Here is an 18,937-nt window from a genome sequence, read left to right as displayed (position 1 = left end):
ACTTATATACAACAAAAATAGAAAATCTTAATACATAAGGTGATGAAATAATAAAATTATTATAACTATTATAAACAATACAAGAAATATTTTGTTCTTGCTTATAACATGTTGCATAGCAACCTAATACTGTTGGAGCTAACTGTGTCTAAACAACAGACATTGAACTTTATTGTCAAAGGCATGAGTTGTACCTCATGTTCTTCAAGGCTTGAGCGTACATTAGGTAATATTCCTGAAATACAATCTGTTACTGTAAGCCTTAATAATTCAATGGCAACAGTTATTCCAATCCCTGAAGCTAATATAAAAAAGCTTATTCAAGAAGTCATTTCTGAAACAGAAAAAACTGGTTTTATTGCTAACTACTTAGCAGAAGATCTTGCTGAACAAAAAACATGGATTCTTCAACAAGAATCCATCTCTCATTACTTAGAGGAACTCAAACAACGCCTTATTATAGAATTCTTTTTTACTATACTAGTTCTCTTCATTTCAATGGGACCAATGTGGGGAGTTCCTGTCCCTGTATTTGTTAATCCTAAAACATATCCTCTAAATAATGCTATTGCACAACTTTTATTAACTATTCCTGTAATTTGGTCAGGTAGATATTTTTACCTTATAGGATTCTCAAGGCTCTGGAAAATGAGTCCTAATATGGATACACTTGTTGCTCTTAGTACTAGCGCTGCTATAATCTATAGTATATGGTCCACAATAGAAATAAGCTTTGGAAACTATTATACTGAACCTAGTCTCTATTATGAAACAGCAGTTGTCCTTATTACACTCATTTCTTTAGGAAAATATTTTGAAATGCTCTCACGCTTCAGGATGTCAGATGCAATAAGCCGATTAATGAACTTAGTTCCAGAAACAGCATTACGCCTTTCTTCTCTATCTGATCAAGAAGAATCTTTTGAGGAAGTGCCTCTTAGCAATATAAAAGTAGGAGATATTGTTCAAGTGCGTCCTGGCTCAAAAGTTCCTGTAGATGGGAAAATATTAAAAGGCTCTTCAAGCATTAATACTTCAATGCTTACAGGTGAATCTATGCCTGTTTTTGTAACTGTAGGAGACAAAGTTATTGGTGGTACTATAAACCTTTCAGGCATGTTTCTTATGCATGCAGAAAAAGTTGGACTTAATACAGCGTTAGCACACATTATACGCCTAGTTCGTGAAGCACAAGGTTCTAAAGCACCAATATCTCGTATAACAGACCAAATAAGTCTTATCTTTGTACCAGTAGTTATAGCTATAGCTTTAGTAAGTGGACTTACATGGTTGTTACTTGGCGATACATCTATTGCAGATTCTATCCGTATTGTTATGACTGTACTTGTAATATCTTGCCCTTGTGCTTTAGGATTAGCAACTCCTATGTCAATTATGATTGCCACAGGAAGAGGGGCACAATTAGGACTTCTTATTAAATCTGGTGCAGCACTTGAATATGCAGCAGATCTTGATACTATTGTTTTTGATAAAACAGGAACACTTACAGAAGGAAAACCACACCTTATTCATACAGTTCCCCTAAAAACAATGCCAGATAATGAACTTCTTCGTATAACAGCCTCATTAGAAGCTGTATCAGAACATCCTTTAGCAGATGCTATTGTGAGAGCTGCACATAAACATGGCCTTGTACTTTACCCTGTTATAAACTTTATGTCCTATCCTGGTCGAGGAGTACGTGGAGAACTTCAAGTGAAGACAGAATCTATAACTGTTTTAGTTGGTAACAAAACATTCCTTGAAGAACATCATATTTCTTTAGACAATAAAGTAGGAATAACAACCCTTGAAGAATTTGCAGGACAAAGCTTTATATCTTTACTTGTAGCTATAAATGGACAGTTTTCAGGGATAATTGCAGTAACTGATCCTATTCGAGAAGAAAGTAATAGTGTAACAGAACAATTACAGCATATGGGAATCCGTACAATTATGCTTACAGGTGATAGTAAACAAACAGCTCAAATAGTTGCTAATCATTTACACCTGAATGAAGTTATTGCTGATGTAATGCCAGAAGGGAAAGCTTATGCTATCCAAGAACTTAAAAATAAAGGATTTCGTGTTGGAATGGTTGGTGATGGTATTAATGATGCACCAGCTCTTGCTAAGGCTGATGTAGGAATAGCCATAGGAAGTGGAATAGATATAGCAATTGAAACAAGTGATATTGTTCTTCTTAATTCTTTATCAACAAATCATCCACTATCTGGCTTAGTTTCGGCACTCTTATTGAGCCGTGCTACTCTTAGGAATATTCGACAAAATCTTTTTTGGGCATTTGGTTATAATATAATATGTATACCAATCGCTGCAGGTATATTAAAACTCTTTGGTGGGCCTTTACTTTCACCTATGCTAGCTGGTCTTGCAATGGCACTTTCATCTATATCTGTCGTCCTTAATGCATTACGACTGAAAAAATTTACACCATCTTAACTAGAAAATAAAAGATAAATGAAATTAAAAAAATTGGCGGAGCGGAAGGGACTCGAACCCTCGGCCTCCGGCGTGACAAGCCGGCGTTATAACCACCTTAACTACCGCTCCAATATAGCCTATAAATATCGAAATGTGCTTATATAAAAAATATCCATTACTTGCAACTATTTTTATAATTTTTTTATTTTTTTATTAACACTAGACTAGTAAAAAAAATTATTACATATATATCAATAGGTAATCACTCTTCTTTGTATTTATTATGGTGGGCAGTACAGGACTTGAACCTGTGGCCCCCGCCATGTGAAAGCGATGCTCTACCAACTGAGCTAACTGCCCTATATACAAAAACGGATCTACGTTCTACCTTACTATCCTGTCAACTGAAAAAACTGAAGATAATACTATCTAAAATAAAAGTAATATTCTAAAAATACATTATGAACCCTGAAATAAACTATCAAGCTATCTTAATAGAAATATACGAAAAATTATTAAATAAATTACAAGCTAGTGGTTGGTGGCCAGCTGAAACTACTCTTGAAGTTATTATTGGAGCTATTTTAACACAAAATACTGTATGGACCAATGTAGAAAAGGCTCTCTGCAACCTCCGAAATGCAGGTGTCCTCCATGATGGAAATAAAATACTTACACTTACAGATAGTGAACTTTCTAATCTTATTAAACCAGCAGGATTTTTTAATATAAAAACAAAGCGACTAAAAGCTATCCTACAATTTTTTGCATCATCTTGTTCTTTTTCTTTTGAAAAACTTAAAGATATCTCCCTTCAACATTTAAGAAAAAAACTCCTTTTAGTCCATGGTGTTGGGCCAGAAACAGCAGATTCTATTTTACTTTATGCATTAAACAAGCCCAGTTTTGTTGTAGATTCCTACACAAAACGTATATTAAGTAGACATAAGCTAATTCAACCAACAGCTAGTTATGAAGATATCCGCTCATTATTTTTAGAAAACCTTCCATGTCATCTTCAACTTTTTAATGAATATCATGCTCTCATTGTCCGAACATGCAAGCATTGGTGTCATAAAAAAACTCCCCTTTGCTCCCAGTGCCCTCTGTTTGAATTAAACGATATTTGCTTAAATTGTTAGGTCACACATTGCTTTTTTAACTATTTATAGCTAATCTTATTTTTCATTATTCTGCTTGGAGGAGTCTATGCGTGTGTGGTTACGGGTAGCTGCCCTTATTTTAACAGGTAGTATCCTTTTTATTGGTGGAAGTTGTGTTATTGCTGCTGTATCTGACTCAGATAAATTTGATGCACTTAAACGCTTCAGCCAAGTTTTAGACATTGTTGAACGCTATTATGTTAAAGAAGTTCCACGCAAAGAACTTGTTGATGGTGCTCTAAAAGGTATGCTTCAAAGCCTTGACCCACACTCTACTTTACTTACAGAAGAAGAATTTAAAGAGATGCAAGAAGCTACCTCTGGAGAATTTTGTGGTATTGGTATTGAAATCACACAAGAGAATAATCACCTTACAGTAGTAGCTCCTATTGATGATACTCCTGCAGACAAAGCAGGAATCAAAGCTGGAGATTATATTTTAGCTGTAAATGGACGTCCAACTTCAGAAATGTCCTTACAAGAGGCTGCATCTCTTATACGTGGGCCTAAAAAAACAGAAGTAGAACTGACTATTCTCCATAAGGATGCTAAAGAGCCAACAACTATAAAAATAAAAAGAGAGACTATTCCACTCATTAGTATTAAATCAAGAGAACTTGAACCTGGTTACTATTGGGTTCGAATTAGTCGATTCAGTGAAAGAACCACCTCAGAATTAAATGAAGTACTTAAAGCCGCCTCTAAAAAAGGGCCTATCCAAGGTATTGTTCTTGACCTAAGAAGTAATCCTGGAGGTCTTCTTGAACAAGCAATTAGTGTCACAGATGTCTTCCTTAAAGAAGGAACAATTGTTTCTATTAGAGGGAGAATGGAAGAAAGCAGTAAAGAATTTAAAGCAACCAATAATACAAGTGATATCACTGCTCCAATCGTTGTATTGGTAAATGCAGGCTCTGCTTCTGCATCAGAAATTGTTGCAGGAGCTCTTGGAGATCATAAACGTGCTTTAATCGTTGGCGAACGCACATTTGGTAAAGGTTCTGTCCAGAATATTGTCCCTCTTGCAGATGAAACTGGTCTTAAGTTAACAGTAGCACTCTATTACACGCCTTCAGGAAGATCTATCCAAGCTGAAGGTATTCAACCAGATATTGAACTTCCTTTTGATCCAAATCCAGTAGCTACACAAACACAAAACCCTCTTCATATGATGAGAGAGCAAGATTTACGTAAACATTTGGAAAAAAATACTTCTAATACAAAAGAAGAGAAGAACACTAAAAATAATCAAAAATCTGAACAAAACAAAAAAGAACCTTTACCAGAAGTTAAAGAATTTTTAAATAAAGATAATCAACTTCGAATGGGGTTACAACTAGTGAAAACTTTACCAAAATTTCGCCAAATTCAATAACTGTACAATAACTATAACCTAATTAATAAAAAATGTGTGACTATACTCAGTACTCACTAACGATACTCACAAATTTATTTTTATCTAAATTAATTTTTTAATAAAAAAACACTTTATCTTTAAGACTAGATAATCTTATTGACATGATATATACTATACGGCAAAAATAAATTTTATAACAGATACAGTTCAGTTAGCATATAATAAGTTGAATAAAACTAGTAAACTTTTATAATATATTATAACAAATTAATCTCATTGCTATAATTTTAGTTATTATTTGCAATGTAAAAATATATGACGCAATGTCTTCAAGACTTAGCAAATATTTTTCTAAGCATAGTATATATTTACTACAGCCCTACCCTCATATGGCACGTACCATTTTAGGGTCTGGTCTTATATCCTTACTTACTGCAGTTATTTTATCCACTGGGTATATTTCTTATCAACTTATTTCTACCACATTACATTTTTTTCAACCAGATAAGATCACATCACTTGAAAGTCCTAAAAAAACTCTTTCAACATTAAAAATCCCAAAAGGACAATCCTATAGGGAGTCTTTCCTACACACTGACTTACCTTATCAAGAAAAAGCCACAACTTCACTTACCAATAGGATACGACAAACAGATTTTGCTCTTATGCAAACATTTATCCGACTAGATATCCATAAGGATAGAGTTTACCCTTTATTAACAAAATACTATCATAATAAAAATGAAACATACCGATTTCAACAAATAAAAATCTTTTTGCCACATAGTGTAGAATATTTTGTTACTAATTTACAAGAAAATTTAGAAGCTTGGGCAGACGAAATAAAACTTAGAGCATGCTCAGAACACATCTATAAACTTTCTATAAATGAAATTACCACTCATGAACTTATTTTTATTCCCACTGGTGAAAAGTTTATACAATGCCCTATAGATGAAAAACCTAGAATAACTATTGTAATAGATGACATTGGTGAAAGCATAGAAGCTGCTAATCAGCTTATTAAGCTTGACTTTCCTATTACACTTTCAATTTTGCCACATACTCACTATGCTAAATCTATCGCCATGCTTACGCATAGTACAGGAAATGAGGTTCTTATACATCAACCAATGGAATCTATACAGTCACCGTATGTCTCAGCAGGGCCTGGAGAAATACATACAAAAATGTCTGCTGAAGAAATTTCAAACATACTTTGTAAAAATATTGAAAAAATTCCATATGCTTCAGGACTCAATAACCATATGGGATCGTGTTTCACATGTAATGAGAAAGGAAATCATACTGTATGTAAAATTCTTGCATCAAAAGGTCTCTTTGTCTTAGATAGTAAAACACATCCTTCATCCTCATTTTATAATATAGCTAAGGGAAAAGGATTACCAGCTTACTATCGAACGCATTTTATTGACCATGGACATCATACTGAATCATCTATATTAAACCAATTAAAAAAAGCTGAGAAATATGCTATTGAAAAAGGACAAGCTATTGTTATTGGGCATCCTTATCCAGAAACTATATCTGCCTTAAAAAAATGGATTTCATTGAGGGATACCTCTATCCATATTGTACCACTAAGATATCAACCTATCTATATAGAAACAGTCAAATCAGACTACTTTTCTAAAAAATAATTTTTAACTTACTAAAGGAATTCATAATTATGCAACACACATTTGCTCTAATTAAGCCTGACGCTGTTCAAAGAAATCTCATTGGTGCTATTATTAACATGATTGAAAAAAATGACTTTTATATTTCAGCTATGAAAATGTTACAAATGAATCGTCAACAAGCTGAAGGATTTTATAGTGTACACCGTGAACGCCCATTTTTTAATGAACTTGTTGATTACATGATCTCTGGCCCTATTGTTAGTCTTATATTAACAGGAGAAAATGCTGTTACTCGCTATAGAGAACTAATGGGAGCAACAAATCCTCAAAATGCACAGGAAGGAACTATTCGAAAATCTTTTGCAATTAGTTTAATGGAAAATGCTGTCCATGGTTCTGATTCTGATGAAAATGCAATAATAGAGATTAATTATTTTTTTAATGCCTTTGAAAGGATACGGTAATGCTCTGTCAAGATTCTCTTGTTGGTGTCCGAGTTGGCTGTATTGGTTGTGGAACCATGGGTAGTGCTATTCTATCTAGCCTTGTACCAATGGCACACCCTGATAATGGTCTTATCCTTTCTGGTTACAATAGGACACCTGAAAAATTAGCACCTCTTGAGGAAAAAGGAGTTCAATCTATTGACACTATACCTAACCTTATCCAACAAAATGATATCATCATATTAGGAACAAAACCTTCTGCTGTAGTTCCTATTTTAAAAGAATGTTTACCGTTCTTAAGACCAGGTCATATTATTATTTCACTTGCAGCAGGTATCACACAAATAATGCTTACAGAAGCAGTTGAATCCTTCTGTCCTGTTATTAGAGTAATGCCAAATACGCCTGCGCTTGTTGGATCAGGAATCTTTGCTCTTTGCTTAGAAGATCCAAAACTTTCTAATGAGCAATCACAAAGTGTCATTGATCTATTTTCTCTTATTGGATTACCAATAATTTTGCCAGAAAAGCAATTTAGTGCTTTTACAGCTCTTATTGGATGTGGCCCTGCATATGTTTTCCACTTTATGGATGCATTAGTTGAAGCAGCTGTAACACTAGGATTCCCCCGTCAACAGTCTATTTATATGGTAAGTGAACTTCTTAATGGTTCAGCCAAATTAGCAACTCAACCTGGAAACCATCCTGCTTTATTGCGTGAACAAGTTTGTTCTCCTGGGGGTATTACTATTGCAGCTATAAACCATATGGATAGAACTGCTATAAGAGGAAATATCATAGATGCTATTCTCACAGCCTATAAAAAAGAAAAACAACTGGAATTCATTGAATAAAATAATAATTGAATAAAATAATAAATGTTACAAAATAAAAGTTATACTTAAAGCTAACTGTAGCAACTTAATTATCACAATAACATATTGTTATTTAAAAATTAATTACAGTTATAAAATATACCTAATTAGTATTATATAGTTATCTTATTTTTTATATAATAGAGCTATATTGTATAACAATTTACAAACAAAATTAATTAGTAGCTCAAATATAAGTTCATTGTCTCATAGTAGTAGCATTAAAAAAAATTCTGCAGTACTATTACCTCTCTCTAACTGTATACTACCCATTACTTATGTTATAAGGAAGGAGTAAATAATGAGTAAAACACGGATAGCTATTAATGGATTTGGCCGTATAGGAAGACAAACATTTAAAGCAATTTATACTATGTATAAAGAACAACTAGAAGTTGTTGCTGTTAATGATCTTTATGATACAAATACTAACTTTCATCTTCTTGAATATGATACTAACTATGGAAGAGCTAACTTAAATGCAAATATTAATGGTAATACAGTTATTATTGGTGACTGGACTATTCAATGTCTTGCAGAAAAAGATCCAACAAACCTTCCTTGGGCAAGTCTTGGTGTTGATATTGTTATAGAATCAACAGGAATTTTCAAAACTGCAGACCAAGCTAGAGTACACCTTAATAATGGAGCCAAAAAAGTTATTATTACAGCTCCAACAAAAGGTGAAGATATTATGATTGTTATGGGTGTAAACCAAGATATGTATGATCCAACTAAGGATAATATTATCTCTAATGCCTCATGCACAACAAATTGTCTAGCACCAATAGCCCTTGTTCTTGAAAAACATTTTGGTATTGAATCTGGAACAATGACAACTGTTCATTCTTATACAAACGACCAACGTATTCTTGATCTACCACATAAAGATTTACGTCGTGCTCGTGCTGCAGCTTGCAATATTATCCCTACATCTACAGGTGCAGCACAAGCTGTAGCTAAAGTTATTCCAGAATTAAAAGGAAAATTTACAGGCTGGTCATTACGTGTGCCTACACCAACAGTATCCATTGTCGATTTCACTGCTATATTAAAGAAAAATTCAGACACTGAAACAATCCGCAAGGCATTAGAAGAAGCATCTAATACCTACCTCAAAGGTATTATGGCCTATAATAGAACTCCACTTGTATCCATGGATTTTAAAGGAGATTCTCACTCTTCTATTGTAGAAGAAGAATATACAATAGTTCAAACAGATAATCTTGCTAAAGTTATTTCTTGGTATGATAATGAGTGGGGCTATTCTTGTAGAGTTGCTGATTTATCTAACTTTTTACGTACAAAAGGTTTATAATCTCCTTTTTAATAATTAGAATATAACTATCCTGTCAGACTGTAACTTCACTTTTTTCTGATGGGATAGTTTAAATTTTCTTTGTCTCTCTTTCTATTAAGCATTAAATAATATAACTATAACCTATTATAAATCTACCTAATATCTGTGTCAGATAAAGACATAACACATAATTTATGTTTATTAGCTAATGTTAAGGCTTCAGGCATATCAAAAAATAATGTTTTTTCTGCTGAAACAGCAATGCATTTAAACTGATATTTTACTAATAAATGAATAGTTTCAAGACCAATTGCTGGTAAATCTACTCTCTCATCTTGAATAGGCTTAGCTATTTTAATAGCCACACAGTTTTTCCCTCCAAGTTCAGCACCTCTTTGTAGAGTTGCGTTAGTGCCTTCTAAGCATTCTATAGCTATAACCATTTGCTGTTTTACAACTATTAGTTGACCTATATCAAATCTTCCTAAACTAGTTGCAATAGGCCAGCCATAACTTATTTCAGCTAATATATCTTTATCAGGTTGTTTATTAGATAAAACCCCAGGAGGACAATGTAAAAAAGGGACAAAAGTTGAAGGAGAAACCATCAAAAAACCTTCTTTTTCAAACTCCTTTATAATTGTTCGAAATAAGGCATCATCTCCTTTCCTGCAAAGCGAAAAGTATAAACGAAAAGCTCTAAAATCTGGTCTAACTTGTAGTGCTCGAGGTTTATTTATTGCTCCAGCCATACATAATTCAATAACACCTGATCTACGAAAAAAACGGATCAACCTATTAAATTGGCCTAATGGCATCATTTCAAAATGATCTGCAATATCTTCTAACTTGCTATCTGTATGTCCATGAAAACCACAAACAATAACTTTATAGCCTTTCTCTTGAGCTCCCTTCACAACCATAAATGGGAACTGTCCACTACCCGCAATAACTCCTAACACTTCATTCATAATATATATTCAAAAACGCACAAAAAAGATAGCTTCTTGTCATATTTTACGAGAAAGCTCTAACTCTTTAGATTTAATAAGACTATACATACTATCACTTAAAGATTGAAGATCTGGTTTAGCAAATTGTGCGTCAGCTCCTACTTTTTTACACTTTGCAATTAAGCTATTATTGATTAAGGAAGAAAATACAGCCACAGGAATCACTTTTAATACGCTATCTTCTTTTATTTGTTTACACAAGGTTAAACCATCTAAATTTGGCATTTCAATATCTGTGATAACACCTTCTATAAAATCAGTAATAGGTCTATCTTCTGCTATAGCTTCATCACGATATTTCATTAATAAATCCCAAGCACCTTGACCATCTACAGCTTGTGTTACTTCAAAGCGTCCTTCTTTTCCTAAAAGAGAGTAAATTAACTTACGAATACTAGCAGAATCATCTGCATGAAGAATTTTATATGGATGTTCAGGTACATCATGATCAGAAGTTTCATCCATACGAATAGCTAAAGATGGATGTAATTCTGCAACAATTGCTTCAAGATCTAAAATAAAAACTACTCTATCATCCATCTTAACTACGCCTGTGATAGAACTCTGACTCATTGTTTGGATAAATTTCCCAGGTGGCTCAATATCAAGCCAACTTAATCGATGGATACGGTTTACACCACTCACAATGAAACTGTTCATAACCATATTAAATTCTGTAATAATGACCCGTGAATCTGTATTTTTAATTGGTGCACCACCTAAGTATACAGATAGATCAATAAGAGGAACGACTCGGCCATTACGATATAAAAATGCACCCATTACTGATGGATGACGCATTTCTGGCATAGCTGTGACAGGCTGTTCTCTAATAATTTCAACAACCTTAGCTACATTTATGCCATAATAGCCTCTATAGTCCGGCTCATCAATGTAGAACTCAACTATTTCAAGCTCATTTGTTCCAGTTTCAAGTAAAATATTTGTTTGTGCCATAGTCCCTCCTAGATAAAGAAAAACTACTAGATCATACTATAAAAACAAACAAAAAATTTATCATTGTATATATGTCAATATATAAAATATATATGTCAATATATAAATAGATTAGCTTTTTTATACTTTTTATATATAACTATCAAATTATAACTCTTATATAACTATAATTACAATTTGTAGTAGTTCAATAGTAAATACATAATAAAAATAAATGAACAGAGTCTCTTTTGCAAGAGACTCTATCAATATAACTTACTCATAGTTATACATTAATATATTATAACATATAATACATTCTATAATATCTTACTGCATTAATAAAGCAATATCTTTATCTGGTGTTGTAATAGGAGCAATTCCCCATTCCTTAACCAGCAATTGTAAAATATCTTCTGAAACAAAAGATGGAAGACTAGGTCCTAATCGAATACCTTTAACTCCTGCGGCTAATAATGTTAATAAAATACTAACTGCTTTCTGCTCATACCAAGATAACACAAGAGAAACAGGTAAGTCATTCACTCCACAGTCAAGAATTTCTGCAAGAGCTGTAACAACCTGAAGTGCAGCATAAGCATCATTACATTGTCCCATATCTATTAGTCTAGGAAGAGAACCTATCATTCCAAGATCTTTGTCAAAAAAACGAAATTTTCCACAACCAAGAGTTAATACTACTGTATTATCTGGCGCTTTTTCAACAAATTCTGAGTAATAATTACGTCCAGGTTTTGCACCATCACAACCACCAACTAAAAAGATATGTTGAAGGACTCCAGACTTAATTGAATCAAGGATAACAGGTGCAGCATCAAGTAGAGATTGCTTACCAAATCCTGTTAAGAGCTCTTTTCCTGGAACATCTTCAGAAAAACCTGGAAGTTCCTTTGCACGCTCAATAAGCTTAGAGTAATCACCATCTTTACAATGCTGCACACCTGGCCAGCCTGTGACACCTGAAGTAAAAACATTTTCAATATATTCTTTGGGATTCTGAATACAATTTGTTGTAAATAGAACAGGCCCTGGGAATAAAGATATTTCTTTATGCTGATTTTGCCAGGCAGTACCATAATGGCCTACAAGATGTGTAAATGCATGTAATTTTGGATAGCCATGTGCTGGAAGCATTTCTCCATGTGTATAAATGTTAATACCAGTTCCTTCTGTCTGACATAAAAGATCATAAAGATCTTTCAGATCATGACCAGAAACCAAAATAGCTTTTCCTTTTTTTTGACCAAGAGAAACTTTTGTAGATGTAGGTACACCAAAAGATTCAACATTCCCAGATTCTAAAAGTTCCATAGCACGTAAGTTACTCTTTCCACAACGCAGAACCAAATCCATCCAATCACTAAGTGTTCGCTCCTTATCAATATTCCCCTCTCGATCCGGGAAACCTGCTGCTAACCCTTCATAAATAAACTCATATAGATTTGGATCGTCTTTACCAAGGACTGCAGCATGGTATGCATAAGCAGAAGTTCCTTTAAGTCCATAAAGGAGCATTTGCATAGCCGAACAGTTATTTTTGTCTTTATGAAAATCATCAATTCCTGTAGGCATACTCATCATAGATTTTACTTCTTCTATAGGACGTGTACTATTATCAATTTTACAACCTCTTAATTGAGCAAATGTTTTTCGATTTATTATAGCTTGTTCGATAAACCTCTCAATAACATTAGGATCAAAATTTACATTTGTAAGAGTAATGAATAATGCCTGAACAGTAAAAAAATCTATTTCAGGAACAATAATTCCCTTAGCTCTTGCAGAAAGTGCTGCATGTGCTAACCGTCTCAATGCATAAATTAATACATCTTGAAGATGACTCACATTATCTGTTTTACCACAAACACCAATATTAGTGCAGGAATCATTAGCTGCTGTTTGTTCACACTGATTACACTTCATAATTATATCCTTAAAGCTTAAATCATCTGATATTTAATACACCACAACAACGACTCTATGTATATATGTTATAATTTAATAATAATTCTTAAAAGGATATTCACATGTATTTTTACATTCAGTCAAGTACAAAAGTATGTTTATCCATAATTATTGAGCAGTTATTATTTATAAAGTAGATATGTTAAAATTACTTCAATATACTATTTCAGATTATGTATTTAATTATAGTATATAATTTATCTATTTAATTATAGTGTATAATTATAATAATAACATATATAACTAATAAAAAAAGATAGGTGAATATACTACATAATTACATAATATATATATTAATATAAATAATTCTTAATCTTTTTACTATAACTCTTTAATGTGCTATTATATTCTATACCCTGTAATAGTTAGCTAATAAGCTTTCAAGCAATGATGAAACAACATATTCTTTTTCTTGCACCATCACATATCATTACTCGCATCTTCCCAGAATTGCGAGATTCTGGAATAGAAGTGAGCCTTGCTGAAAATATAAACAGTGCTTCTGCTGCAATAAAAAAATCACGTCCAGATATCATAATTTCACGACCTACACTTCCTGGGTATAAAGTAGAGGAGCTTTTTAATATTGCTAAAGAAGATCCAAAATTTCCACCTATTGTGGTTACCACAGACAAGGGAACTACAGAAGAAGCTGAACGCCTTATGACTTTAGGTGCTCAAGACTATTGGCTAGAACCACTTTCCACAGAAAAAATTAAAACTGTTCTCCAAAAATCATATAAACTAACCCCACTACCTTCAAAGTCAACTCTTGATGGTCATAAGCCAGAAGATCTTTCTAGTGCACCTACTATTATTGGAAGCAATCCTGCTATACGACGTGTCCTTGCACTAGCAAAGCAAGTAGCTCCTTCTAAGGCATCAGTATTAATATCTGGAGAGTCAGGAACAGGTAAAGAAATGTTTGCACGTACACTTCATGCTTGGAGTAACCGAAGTAAAGGGCCATTCATTGCAGTTAACTGTGCTGCATTACCAGAACATCTTTTAGAAAGCGAACTCTTTGGTCATGAAAAAGGTTCTTTCACTGGAGCCATTGCACGAAAACTTGGCAAGTTTGAACTGGCTTCTGGAGGAACAATTTTACTAGATGAAATTTCAGAAATGGATCTTGCTCTTCAATCAAAACTTCTACGTGTATTACAAGAGGGTGAGATTGATCGTGTTGGTGGTACAGAAACAATTAAAGTTGATGTTCGTGTTCTTGCTACCACCAATAGAGATATGGAGAAATGGGTAGATGAAGGCAAATTTCGTCAAGATCTCTTTTTTAGACTTAATGTGATTCCACTACGTCTTCCATCACTAGCCGAGCGTGGAGATGATATTCTTGAACTTGCTAATTTCTTTATTAATATGTATACAAAAGAATATCATCTTAAACCAACAAAATTATCCCAAGAAGCTACTACCTGGCTAAAAAATCATAATTGGCCAGGAAATGTTCGTGAATTACAAAACCTTATGGAACGAGCTGTTCTTCTTGCTGGAGGAGGATTAATCACCCCTAATCATTTTCTCCTTGAAACTGAAGAATGGCCTCTTTTTGATGAAGTTCCGCTAGAGCAACAAACAGAGTCTATAATACCTGAAGTTATTACTATATCTAATACTACACAAGCGCTCCAAACACATCCACAATCAAAATCTACCACTGCTACTACCACTTCTTCTGTATTCCCTAATGCCGTTATTCCACTTCATGAAATGGAAAGACTAATGATTATAAAAGGCCTAGAAGCAACATCTGGAAATAGAACTCAAGCAGCTGAACTACTTGGGATCTCTATACGTACTTTAAGAAATAAGCTGAATGAATACAAAGAACAAGGTTTTACTATTTAGTTTATCTTTACTTTACAGTAAGGATAGACAATAGAAATAACATAGTATAAATATCTAACTTGATCCAAAAATTATTTCCAGGTATATCTATTAGATAACTTAAATTACAGATGTACTTGTTATGTTACTTCTGTAGACTAACTAATTCTATTATAGAATAATATTTAAGCACTATAATTAAAATAAAAGATAATTCGCTAAATGAATAATAAAAATTTTATTTAAAACTTCAAATCGTTAATTTATAATAAATTAAGATGAACTGTATGCAGAAAATACACTTTGTGGAGATATTATGTTAGACTTCATTCGATCAAATGCCCAATCTTGGGGGGTCAAAATAGCTTTTGGATTAATTATTATTGTCTTTATATTTTGGGGTATTGGCACTCTCTCAGGAGGACCAGAAGTAGAAGTCGTTTCTGTAAATGGCCAGTCTATTACAATACAAGAACTTCAAAAACGTTGTGAAGAAATAGAACAAAATATACGACAAAATTTTCCTACTATCTCTGCTGCAGAAATCAATACATTTCGAATTAAACAATTAGCCACACAACAGTTAATCCTTGAAACTTTAGTATTGCAAGAAGCAAATCGTATAGGTCTTATTATTACACCAATAGAATTAAGAAAAACTATTGAATCCTTTCCTGCCTTTCATAATACTGAAGGTAAATTTGATCCTGCTATTTATTTACAATTTCTTAAAGAACGAAATGACACCCCTGGACACTTTGAATCACAAATACGTACAAATCTCCTTATAAATAAAATCCAACAAGAAATTACGGCAGGAGCTTATATTTCTCCTACTGAAGCTTATGACGTATATATGTATGAAAGTGCTACACGTACTATCCAATACCTACTTTTTCCCACAGAGGACTACCTTAACAAGGTAAATATATCAGCAGATGAAGTAGCTAAATTTTATAATGAATCATCAGAACAATTTAAAACACCTACAGAACTTAATTTAGAATATCTTCTTATTACCCCAAGATCTTTAGCTAATAATCAAACAATTGATGACACAACTGTCTCTGAATACTATCAAAAACATAAAGAAGACTTTAAATCCCCTGAACAAATTCATGCTCAACATATTGTAGTCTTTGCACCAGAAAATAGTGAACCTGAAGTTCTAAAAAAAGCCCAAGAAAAAATTAACCAAGCAGCCAATGCAATAAAAAAAGGCGAGGACTTTTCAAGTGTAGCCAAAAAATTCTCTCAAGATAATGTTGCTCAAAATGGAGGAGATCTAGGATGGTTTACATATGAACAAGCTGTACCTGCTTTTGCTGACGTTGCATTTTCATTAACACCTGGAGAAATATCACAACCTATTCAAACACCTGTAGGTTATCATATTATTAAATTAATCGATAAAAAGCCTGAAGAAATAAAAAGTTTTGATGAAGTTTCAAAAACGATTCAACAACGTTTAGCAGAAGATAAAGCATCAATAGAACTTCAAGATGTCCTTGAAAATGTTCAACTTGCTCTTATAGAAAATAAAAGTCTTACAGAAGCAGGAAAACCCTATAATCTTTCCCCCATATCTACAGGTTTATTCCCTATAAAAGATATAGCAAGCCAACTTGAACTGGCTAAACCTGATGAGCTCTCTAAGTTAACTCATGTTAGCCCTGGGACTATATTAGAAAATCCGCTTATTACTAAAACAGGATATGTTATCATTAAAGTAAAAGATATAAAACCTGAATCAATAAAATCAATCGAAGTGGTAGAAAATCAAATTAGTAGTCTATTAAAAAAACAAAAAGCTAACGAGTTAGCCATGAAAGCAGCAGAAGAACAGCTTACTATATTAAAAAATTCATCTATCCCACCAGCAGTAGCTAAAAATTTAAAAACTAGCCCAGCAATAATACGTTCAGCAACCATTGAAAACTTGAAGAACCCACAACTAGTTCCCGATACCTTTAAAGCAACACCAGGCAGCTGGCTTACAACACCTTATACAGTTGAACAGGGTGTCCTGATTGCTTATGTCTCAAAAGAAGTTGTGTATCCATCAAAAGAACAATGGGATAACATAAAAGAAGCGTTTATGTCAGCAATTGTAAAGTCAAAACGTGAACAGATGTTTAAAGGTTTCTTAACTATGCTTGAGAAACAAGCAAAAATAACTATCAAAGAAGAAAAAATTATAAATTAGTTAATACTAACGTTAACTTTAAAAAAAGATTATAAAAAATATAATACTTTCACTTAGAGCTCTATCTTAACGTTATTTATTAATTATTAAAGAGGTTGATTACATTTCTTCTTATTTAATTTACCTATATCAACAAGCTACATATGATAAATCACTTTATAACAATAGCTGATCTTGGACAGTCAAAAGCATGGGAACTTCTTCTACGTGCAAAAGAAATGAAAGATCACAAAACTAATCCATATCAATGTATGCAGGGGAAAGTAGCTGCCCTCCTTTTTGAAAAAGCATCTACAAGGACTCGTGTTTCTTTTGAAGTTGCTGTACGCCAACTTGGAGGTACTACTATTTTTCTAACACCTAATGAAACCCAAATTGGACGAGAAGAACCTTTAAAAGATACTATCCGTGTACTTTCTAGGTATGTAGACTGTATAATTATAAGAACCTTTGAACAAAAAAGACTTTATGAGCTAATACAACTAGGCTCTATTCCTATTATTAATGCACTTACTGATCATGGTCATCCATGCCAAGTAATGGCAGATCTTCTTACTATATACGAGCAAACTTCAGATATTGCAAATATCAATATAACATGGGTTGGTGATGGTAATAATGTACTCAACTCATGGATAGAAGCATCTATGTACTTTCCCTTTAAACTTACAATAGCTACACCTAAAGGATATGAACCAAACAAAGAACTTATTGATTTTGCTCAAAAAAATAATGCAAAAATATCAATTACAAATAATCCACTGCTAGCTGTAAAAGATGCTCATTATATTTACACAGATGTATGGACATCTATGGGGCAAGAAAAAGAATGTAAAAAACGTATAGAAGACTTTAAAGATTTCTGTGTAGATAACACACTAATGAACCAAGCAACGCCAAGCGTAAAATTTCTTCACTGTCTTCCAGCACATAGAGGAGAAGAAGTTTCTGATCAAGTCATAGAAAGCGAAAAGTCTCTTGTGTGGGATCAAGCAGAAAATAGGCTTCATATGCAAAAAGCACTATTAGAATGGATCTTTCAATAAGCTACAAATAAATCAATAAAAACCATATATCATAAATAAAAAATTATGATTAACAGATAACCGTAGAGAAAGAGCATGTCTAATATTATCCTACTTACATGTAGTCCTAGAGCAAATGGAAATACAGACTCAATAGGAGCAGCTCTTTTTAAAGAATTAAATGATGTCCTACTTCCTATAGAAATCATCCCATTACGTTCTTTATCTATTAGACCTTGCATCTCTTGTGGATTCTGTATAACACATCCAGATCAATGTTTTCTTGAAGCAAATGATGAAGTAGGTTGGCTATTTGATAAAATCCGTGCTGCAAGTACACTTATTATTGCTTCACCAATTTTTTTCTATGGCCCACCTGCACAACTCAAAAGCTTTATTGATAGGTCTCAAAAGTATTGGAATAACTCAAATTATACCTTATATGAACCAATTCCTAATAATCCTTTTTTAAAACCAGCTTTTGTTACTCTTATTGCAGCAAGAAATAAAGGCGAGCGTGTATTTGAGGCAACTTTATTAATCTTAAAATGCTTTTTCCAATGTATAGGTTTTTCTCTTTGTGATACACTGCTTCTACGTGATCTTGATGGACCTCATGATTTTTCACACTCTAATGAAGCTCAAGCTCAAGTGTCTTCATTTGCCAAAATAATTCAATCTAAATTAAGTTAAGAAA

Annotated in this window: 14 protein-coding genes and 2 tRNA genes; 11 read left to right on the top strand and 5 right to left on the bottom strand. The window is 33.1% G+C overall.

Annotated features, from left to right (window positions below; genetic code table 11):
- Positions 1-108 precede the first annotated feature (108 nt).
- Positions 109-2,463 carry a heavy metal translocating P-type ATPase gene (locus LI_RS06155; protein ID WP_011527208.1) on the top strand — a complete coding sequence of 785 codons (2,355 nt, stop codon included), beginning with the start codon at positions 109-111 and terminating at the stop codon, positions 2,461-2,463.
- Between the two features lie 34 nt (positions 2,464-2,497).
- Here LI_RS06155 and LI_RS06150 read toward each other — a convergent pair.
- Positions 2,498-2,574: transfer RNA gene (locus LI_RS06150), tRNA-Asp, on the bottom strand.
- A 155-nt stretch (positions 2,575-2,729) separates the two neighbouring features.
- Positions 2,730-2,805: transfer RNA gene (locus tag LI_RS06145), tRNA-Val, on the bottom strand.
- 101 nt (positions 2,806-2,906) lie between these two features.
- Here LI_RS06145 and LI_RS06140 point away from each other — a divergent pair.
- The 6 genes from LI_RS06140 to gap all read left to right on the top strand — a co-directional run bounded on the left by LI_RS06140 (position 2,907) and on the right by gap (position 9,247).
- Positions 2,907-3,587, top strand: coding sequence for an endonuclease III domain-containing protein (locus LI_RS06140; protein ID WP_011527207.1), 681 nt, complete (start codon positions 2,907-2,909; stop codon positions 3,585-3,587).
- A gap of 67 nt (positions 3,588-3,654) precedes the next feature.
- Positions 3,655-4,983, top strand: coding sequence for a S41 family peptidase (locus tag LI_RS06135; RefSeq protein WP_011527206.1), 1,329 nt, complete (start codon positions 3,655-3,657; stop codon positions 4,981-4,983).
- Positions 4,984-5,354: 371 nt separating this feature from the next.
- Positions 5,355-6,626 (top strand): divergent polysaccharide deacetylase family protein, encoded by a 1,272-nt coding sequence (locus tag LI_RS06130; protein ID WP_015353823.1) that lies wholly within the window; start codon positions 5,355-5,357, stop codon positions 6,624-6,626.
- Between the two features lie 29 nt (positions 6,627-6,655).
- Entirely contained in the window at positions 6,656-7,072 is a 417-nt protein-coding gene (ndk, locus tag LI_RS06125; protein WP_011527204.1) for a nucleoside-diphosphate kinase, read from the top strand.
- The gene (proC, locus tag LI_RS06120; RefSeq protein WP_011527203.1) at positions 7,072-7,908 is read left to right on the top strand and encodes a pyrroline-5-carboxylate reductase; all 837 of its coding nucleotides are present in this window, start codon (positions 7,072-7,074) and stop codon (positions 7,906-7,908) included. The genes ndk and proC overlap by 1 nt, the downstream gene beginning before the upstream one ends.
- A gap of 322 nt (positions 7,909-8,230) precedes the next feature.
- Entirely contained in the window at positions 8,231-9,247 is a 1,017-nt protein-coding gene (gap, locus tag LI_RS06115) for a type I glyceraldehyde-3-phosphate dehydrogenase (protein WP_011527202.1), read from the top strand.
- 134 nt (positions 9,248-9,381) lie between these two features.
- On the opposite strand, the gene LI_RS06110 is transcribed toward gap, so the two are convergent.
- The 3 genes from LI_RS06110 to hcp all read right to left on the bottom strand — a co-directional run bounded on the left by LI_RS06110 (position 9,382) and on the right by hcp (position 13,122).
- Complete coding sequence (locus LI_RS06110; RefSeq protein WP_015353822.1) at positions 9,382-10,200, bottom strand: LpxI family protein; 819 nt, start codon at positions 10,198-10,200, stop codon at positions 9,382-9,384.
- Between the two features lie 39 nt (positions 10,201-10,239).
- Positions 10,240-11,199: a chemotaxis protein gene (locus tag LI_RS06105; RefSeq protein ID WP_011527200.1), complete on the bottom strand. Its 960-nt coding sequence runs from the start codon at positions 11,197-11,199 to the stop codon at positions 10,240-10,242.
- Between the two features lie 309 nt (positions 11,200-11,508).
- On the bottom strand, positions 11,509-13,122 hold the full coding sequence (gene hcp / locus LI_RS06100) for a hydroxylamine reductase (RefSeq protein WP_011527199.1): 1,614 nt from the start codon (positions 13,120-13,122) through the stop codon (positions 11,509-11,511).
- Between the two features lie 429 nt (positions 13,123-13,551).
- Between hcp and LI_RS06095 the strand changes: the two genes are divergently transcribed.
- The 4 genes from LI_RS06095 to LI_RS06080 all read left to right on the top strand — a co-directional run bounded on the left by LI_RS06095 (position 13,552) and on the right by LI_RS06080 (position 18,933).
- On the top strand, positions 13,552-15,030 hold the full coding sequence (locus tag LI_RS06095) for a sigma-54-dependent transcriptional regulator (RefSeq protein ID WP_011527198.1): 1,479 nt from the start codon (positions 13,552-13,554) through the stop codon (positions 15,028-15,030).
- Positions 15,031-15,325: 295 nt separating this feature from the next.
- On the top strand, positions 15,326-17,215 hold the full coding sequence (locus tag LI_RS06090; RefSeq protein ID WP_011527197.1) for a SurA N-terminal domain-containing protein: 1,890 nt from the start codon (positions 15,326-15,328) through the stop codon (positions 17,213-17,215).
- Positions 17,216-17,358: 143 nt separating this feature from the next.
- The gene (gene argF, locus LI_RS06085; RefSeq protein WP_011527196.1) at positions 17,359-18,261 is read left to right on the top strand and encodes an ornithine carbamoyltransferase; all 903 of its coding nucleotides are present in this window, start codon (positions 17,359-17,361) and stop codon (positions 18,259-18,261) included.
- A 75-nt stretch (positions 18,262-18,336) separates the two neighbouring features.
- A complete protein-coding gene (locus tag LI_RS06080; protein ID WP_011527195.1) occupies positions 18,337-18,933 on the top strand; it encodes a flavodoxin family protein in 597 nt (198 codons plus the stop codon).
- The last annotated feature ends 4 nt before the right edge of the window (positions 18,934-18,937 follow it).

The sequence above is a fragment of the Lawsonia intracellularis PHE/MN1-00 genome (assembly GCF_000055945.1).
Taxonomy (GTDB): domain Bacteria; phylum Desulfobacterota; class Desulfovibrionia; order Desulfovibrionales; family Desulfovibrionaceae; genus Bilophila; species Bilophila intracellularis.
This window is presented reverse-complemented; position numbering and strand designations above follow the sequence as displayed.

Excerpts from the sequence above, each read along its gene's own strand:
- LI_RS06080 (WP_011527195.1), top strand. The coding sequence starts at position 18,337 with ATGTCTAATATTATCCTACTTACATGTAGTCCTAGAGCAAATGGAAAT.
- LI_RS06140 (WP_011527207.1), top strand. The coding sequence starts at position 2,907 with ATGAACCCTGAAATAAACTATCAAGCTATCTTAATAGAAATATACGAA.
- LI_RS06130 (WP_015353823.1), top strand. The coding sequence starts at position 5,355 with ATGGCACGTACCATTTTAGGGTCTGGTCTTATATCCTTACTTACTGCA.
- hcp (WP_011527199.1), bottom strand. The coding sequence starts at position 13,122 with ATGAAGTGTAATCAGTGTGAACAAACAGCAGCTAATGATTCCTGCACT.
- ndk (WP_011527204.1), top strand. The coding sequence starts at position 6,656 with ATGCAACACACATTTGCTCTAATTAAGCCTGACGCTGTTCAAAGAAAT.
- LI_RS06090 (WP_011527197.1), top strand. The coding sequence starts at position 15,326 with ATGTTAGACTTCATTCGATCAAATGCCCAATCTTGGGGGGTCAAAATA.
- LI_RS06105 (WP_011527200.1), bottom strand. The coding sequence starts at position 11,199 with ATGGCACAAACAAATATTTTACTTGAAACTGGAACAAATGAGCTTGAA.
- LI_RS06135 (WP_011527206.1), top strand. The coding sequence starts at position 3,655 with ATGCGTGTGTGGTTACGGGTAGCTGCCCTTATTTTAACAGGTAGTATC.
- proC (WP_011527203.1), top strand. The coding sequence starts at position 7,072 with ATGCTCTGTCAAGATTCTCTTGTTGGTGTCCGAGTTGGCTGTATTGGT.
- argF (WP_011527196.1), top strand. The coding sequence starts at position 17,359 with ATGATAAATCACTTTATAACAATAGCTGATCTTGGACAGTCAAAAGCA.
- gap (WP_011527202.1), top strand. The coding sequence starts at position 8,231 with ATGAGTAAAACACGGATAGCTATTAATGGATTTGGCCGTATAGGAAGA.
- LI_RS06095 (WP_011527198.1), top strand. The coding sequence starts at position 13,552 with ATGATGAAACAACATATTCTTTTTCTTGCACCATCACATATCATTACT.
- LI_RS06155 (WP_011527208.1), top strand. The coding sequence starts at position 109 with ATGTTGCATAGCAACCTAATACTGTTGGAGCTAACTGTGTCTAAACAA.
- LI_RS06110 (WP_015353822.1), bottom strand. The coding sequence starts at position 10,200 with ATGAATGAAGTGTTAGGAGTTATTGCGGGTAGTGGACAGTTCCCATTT.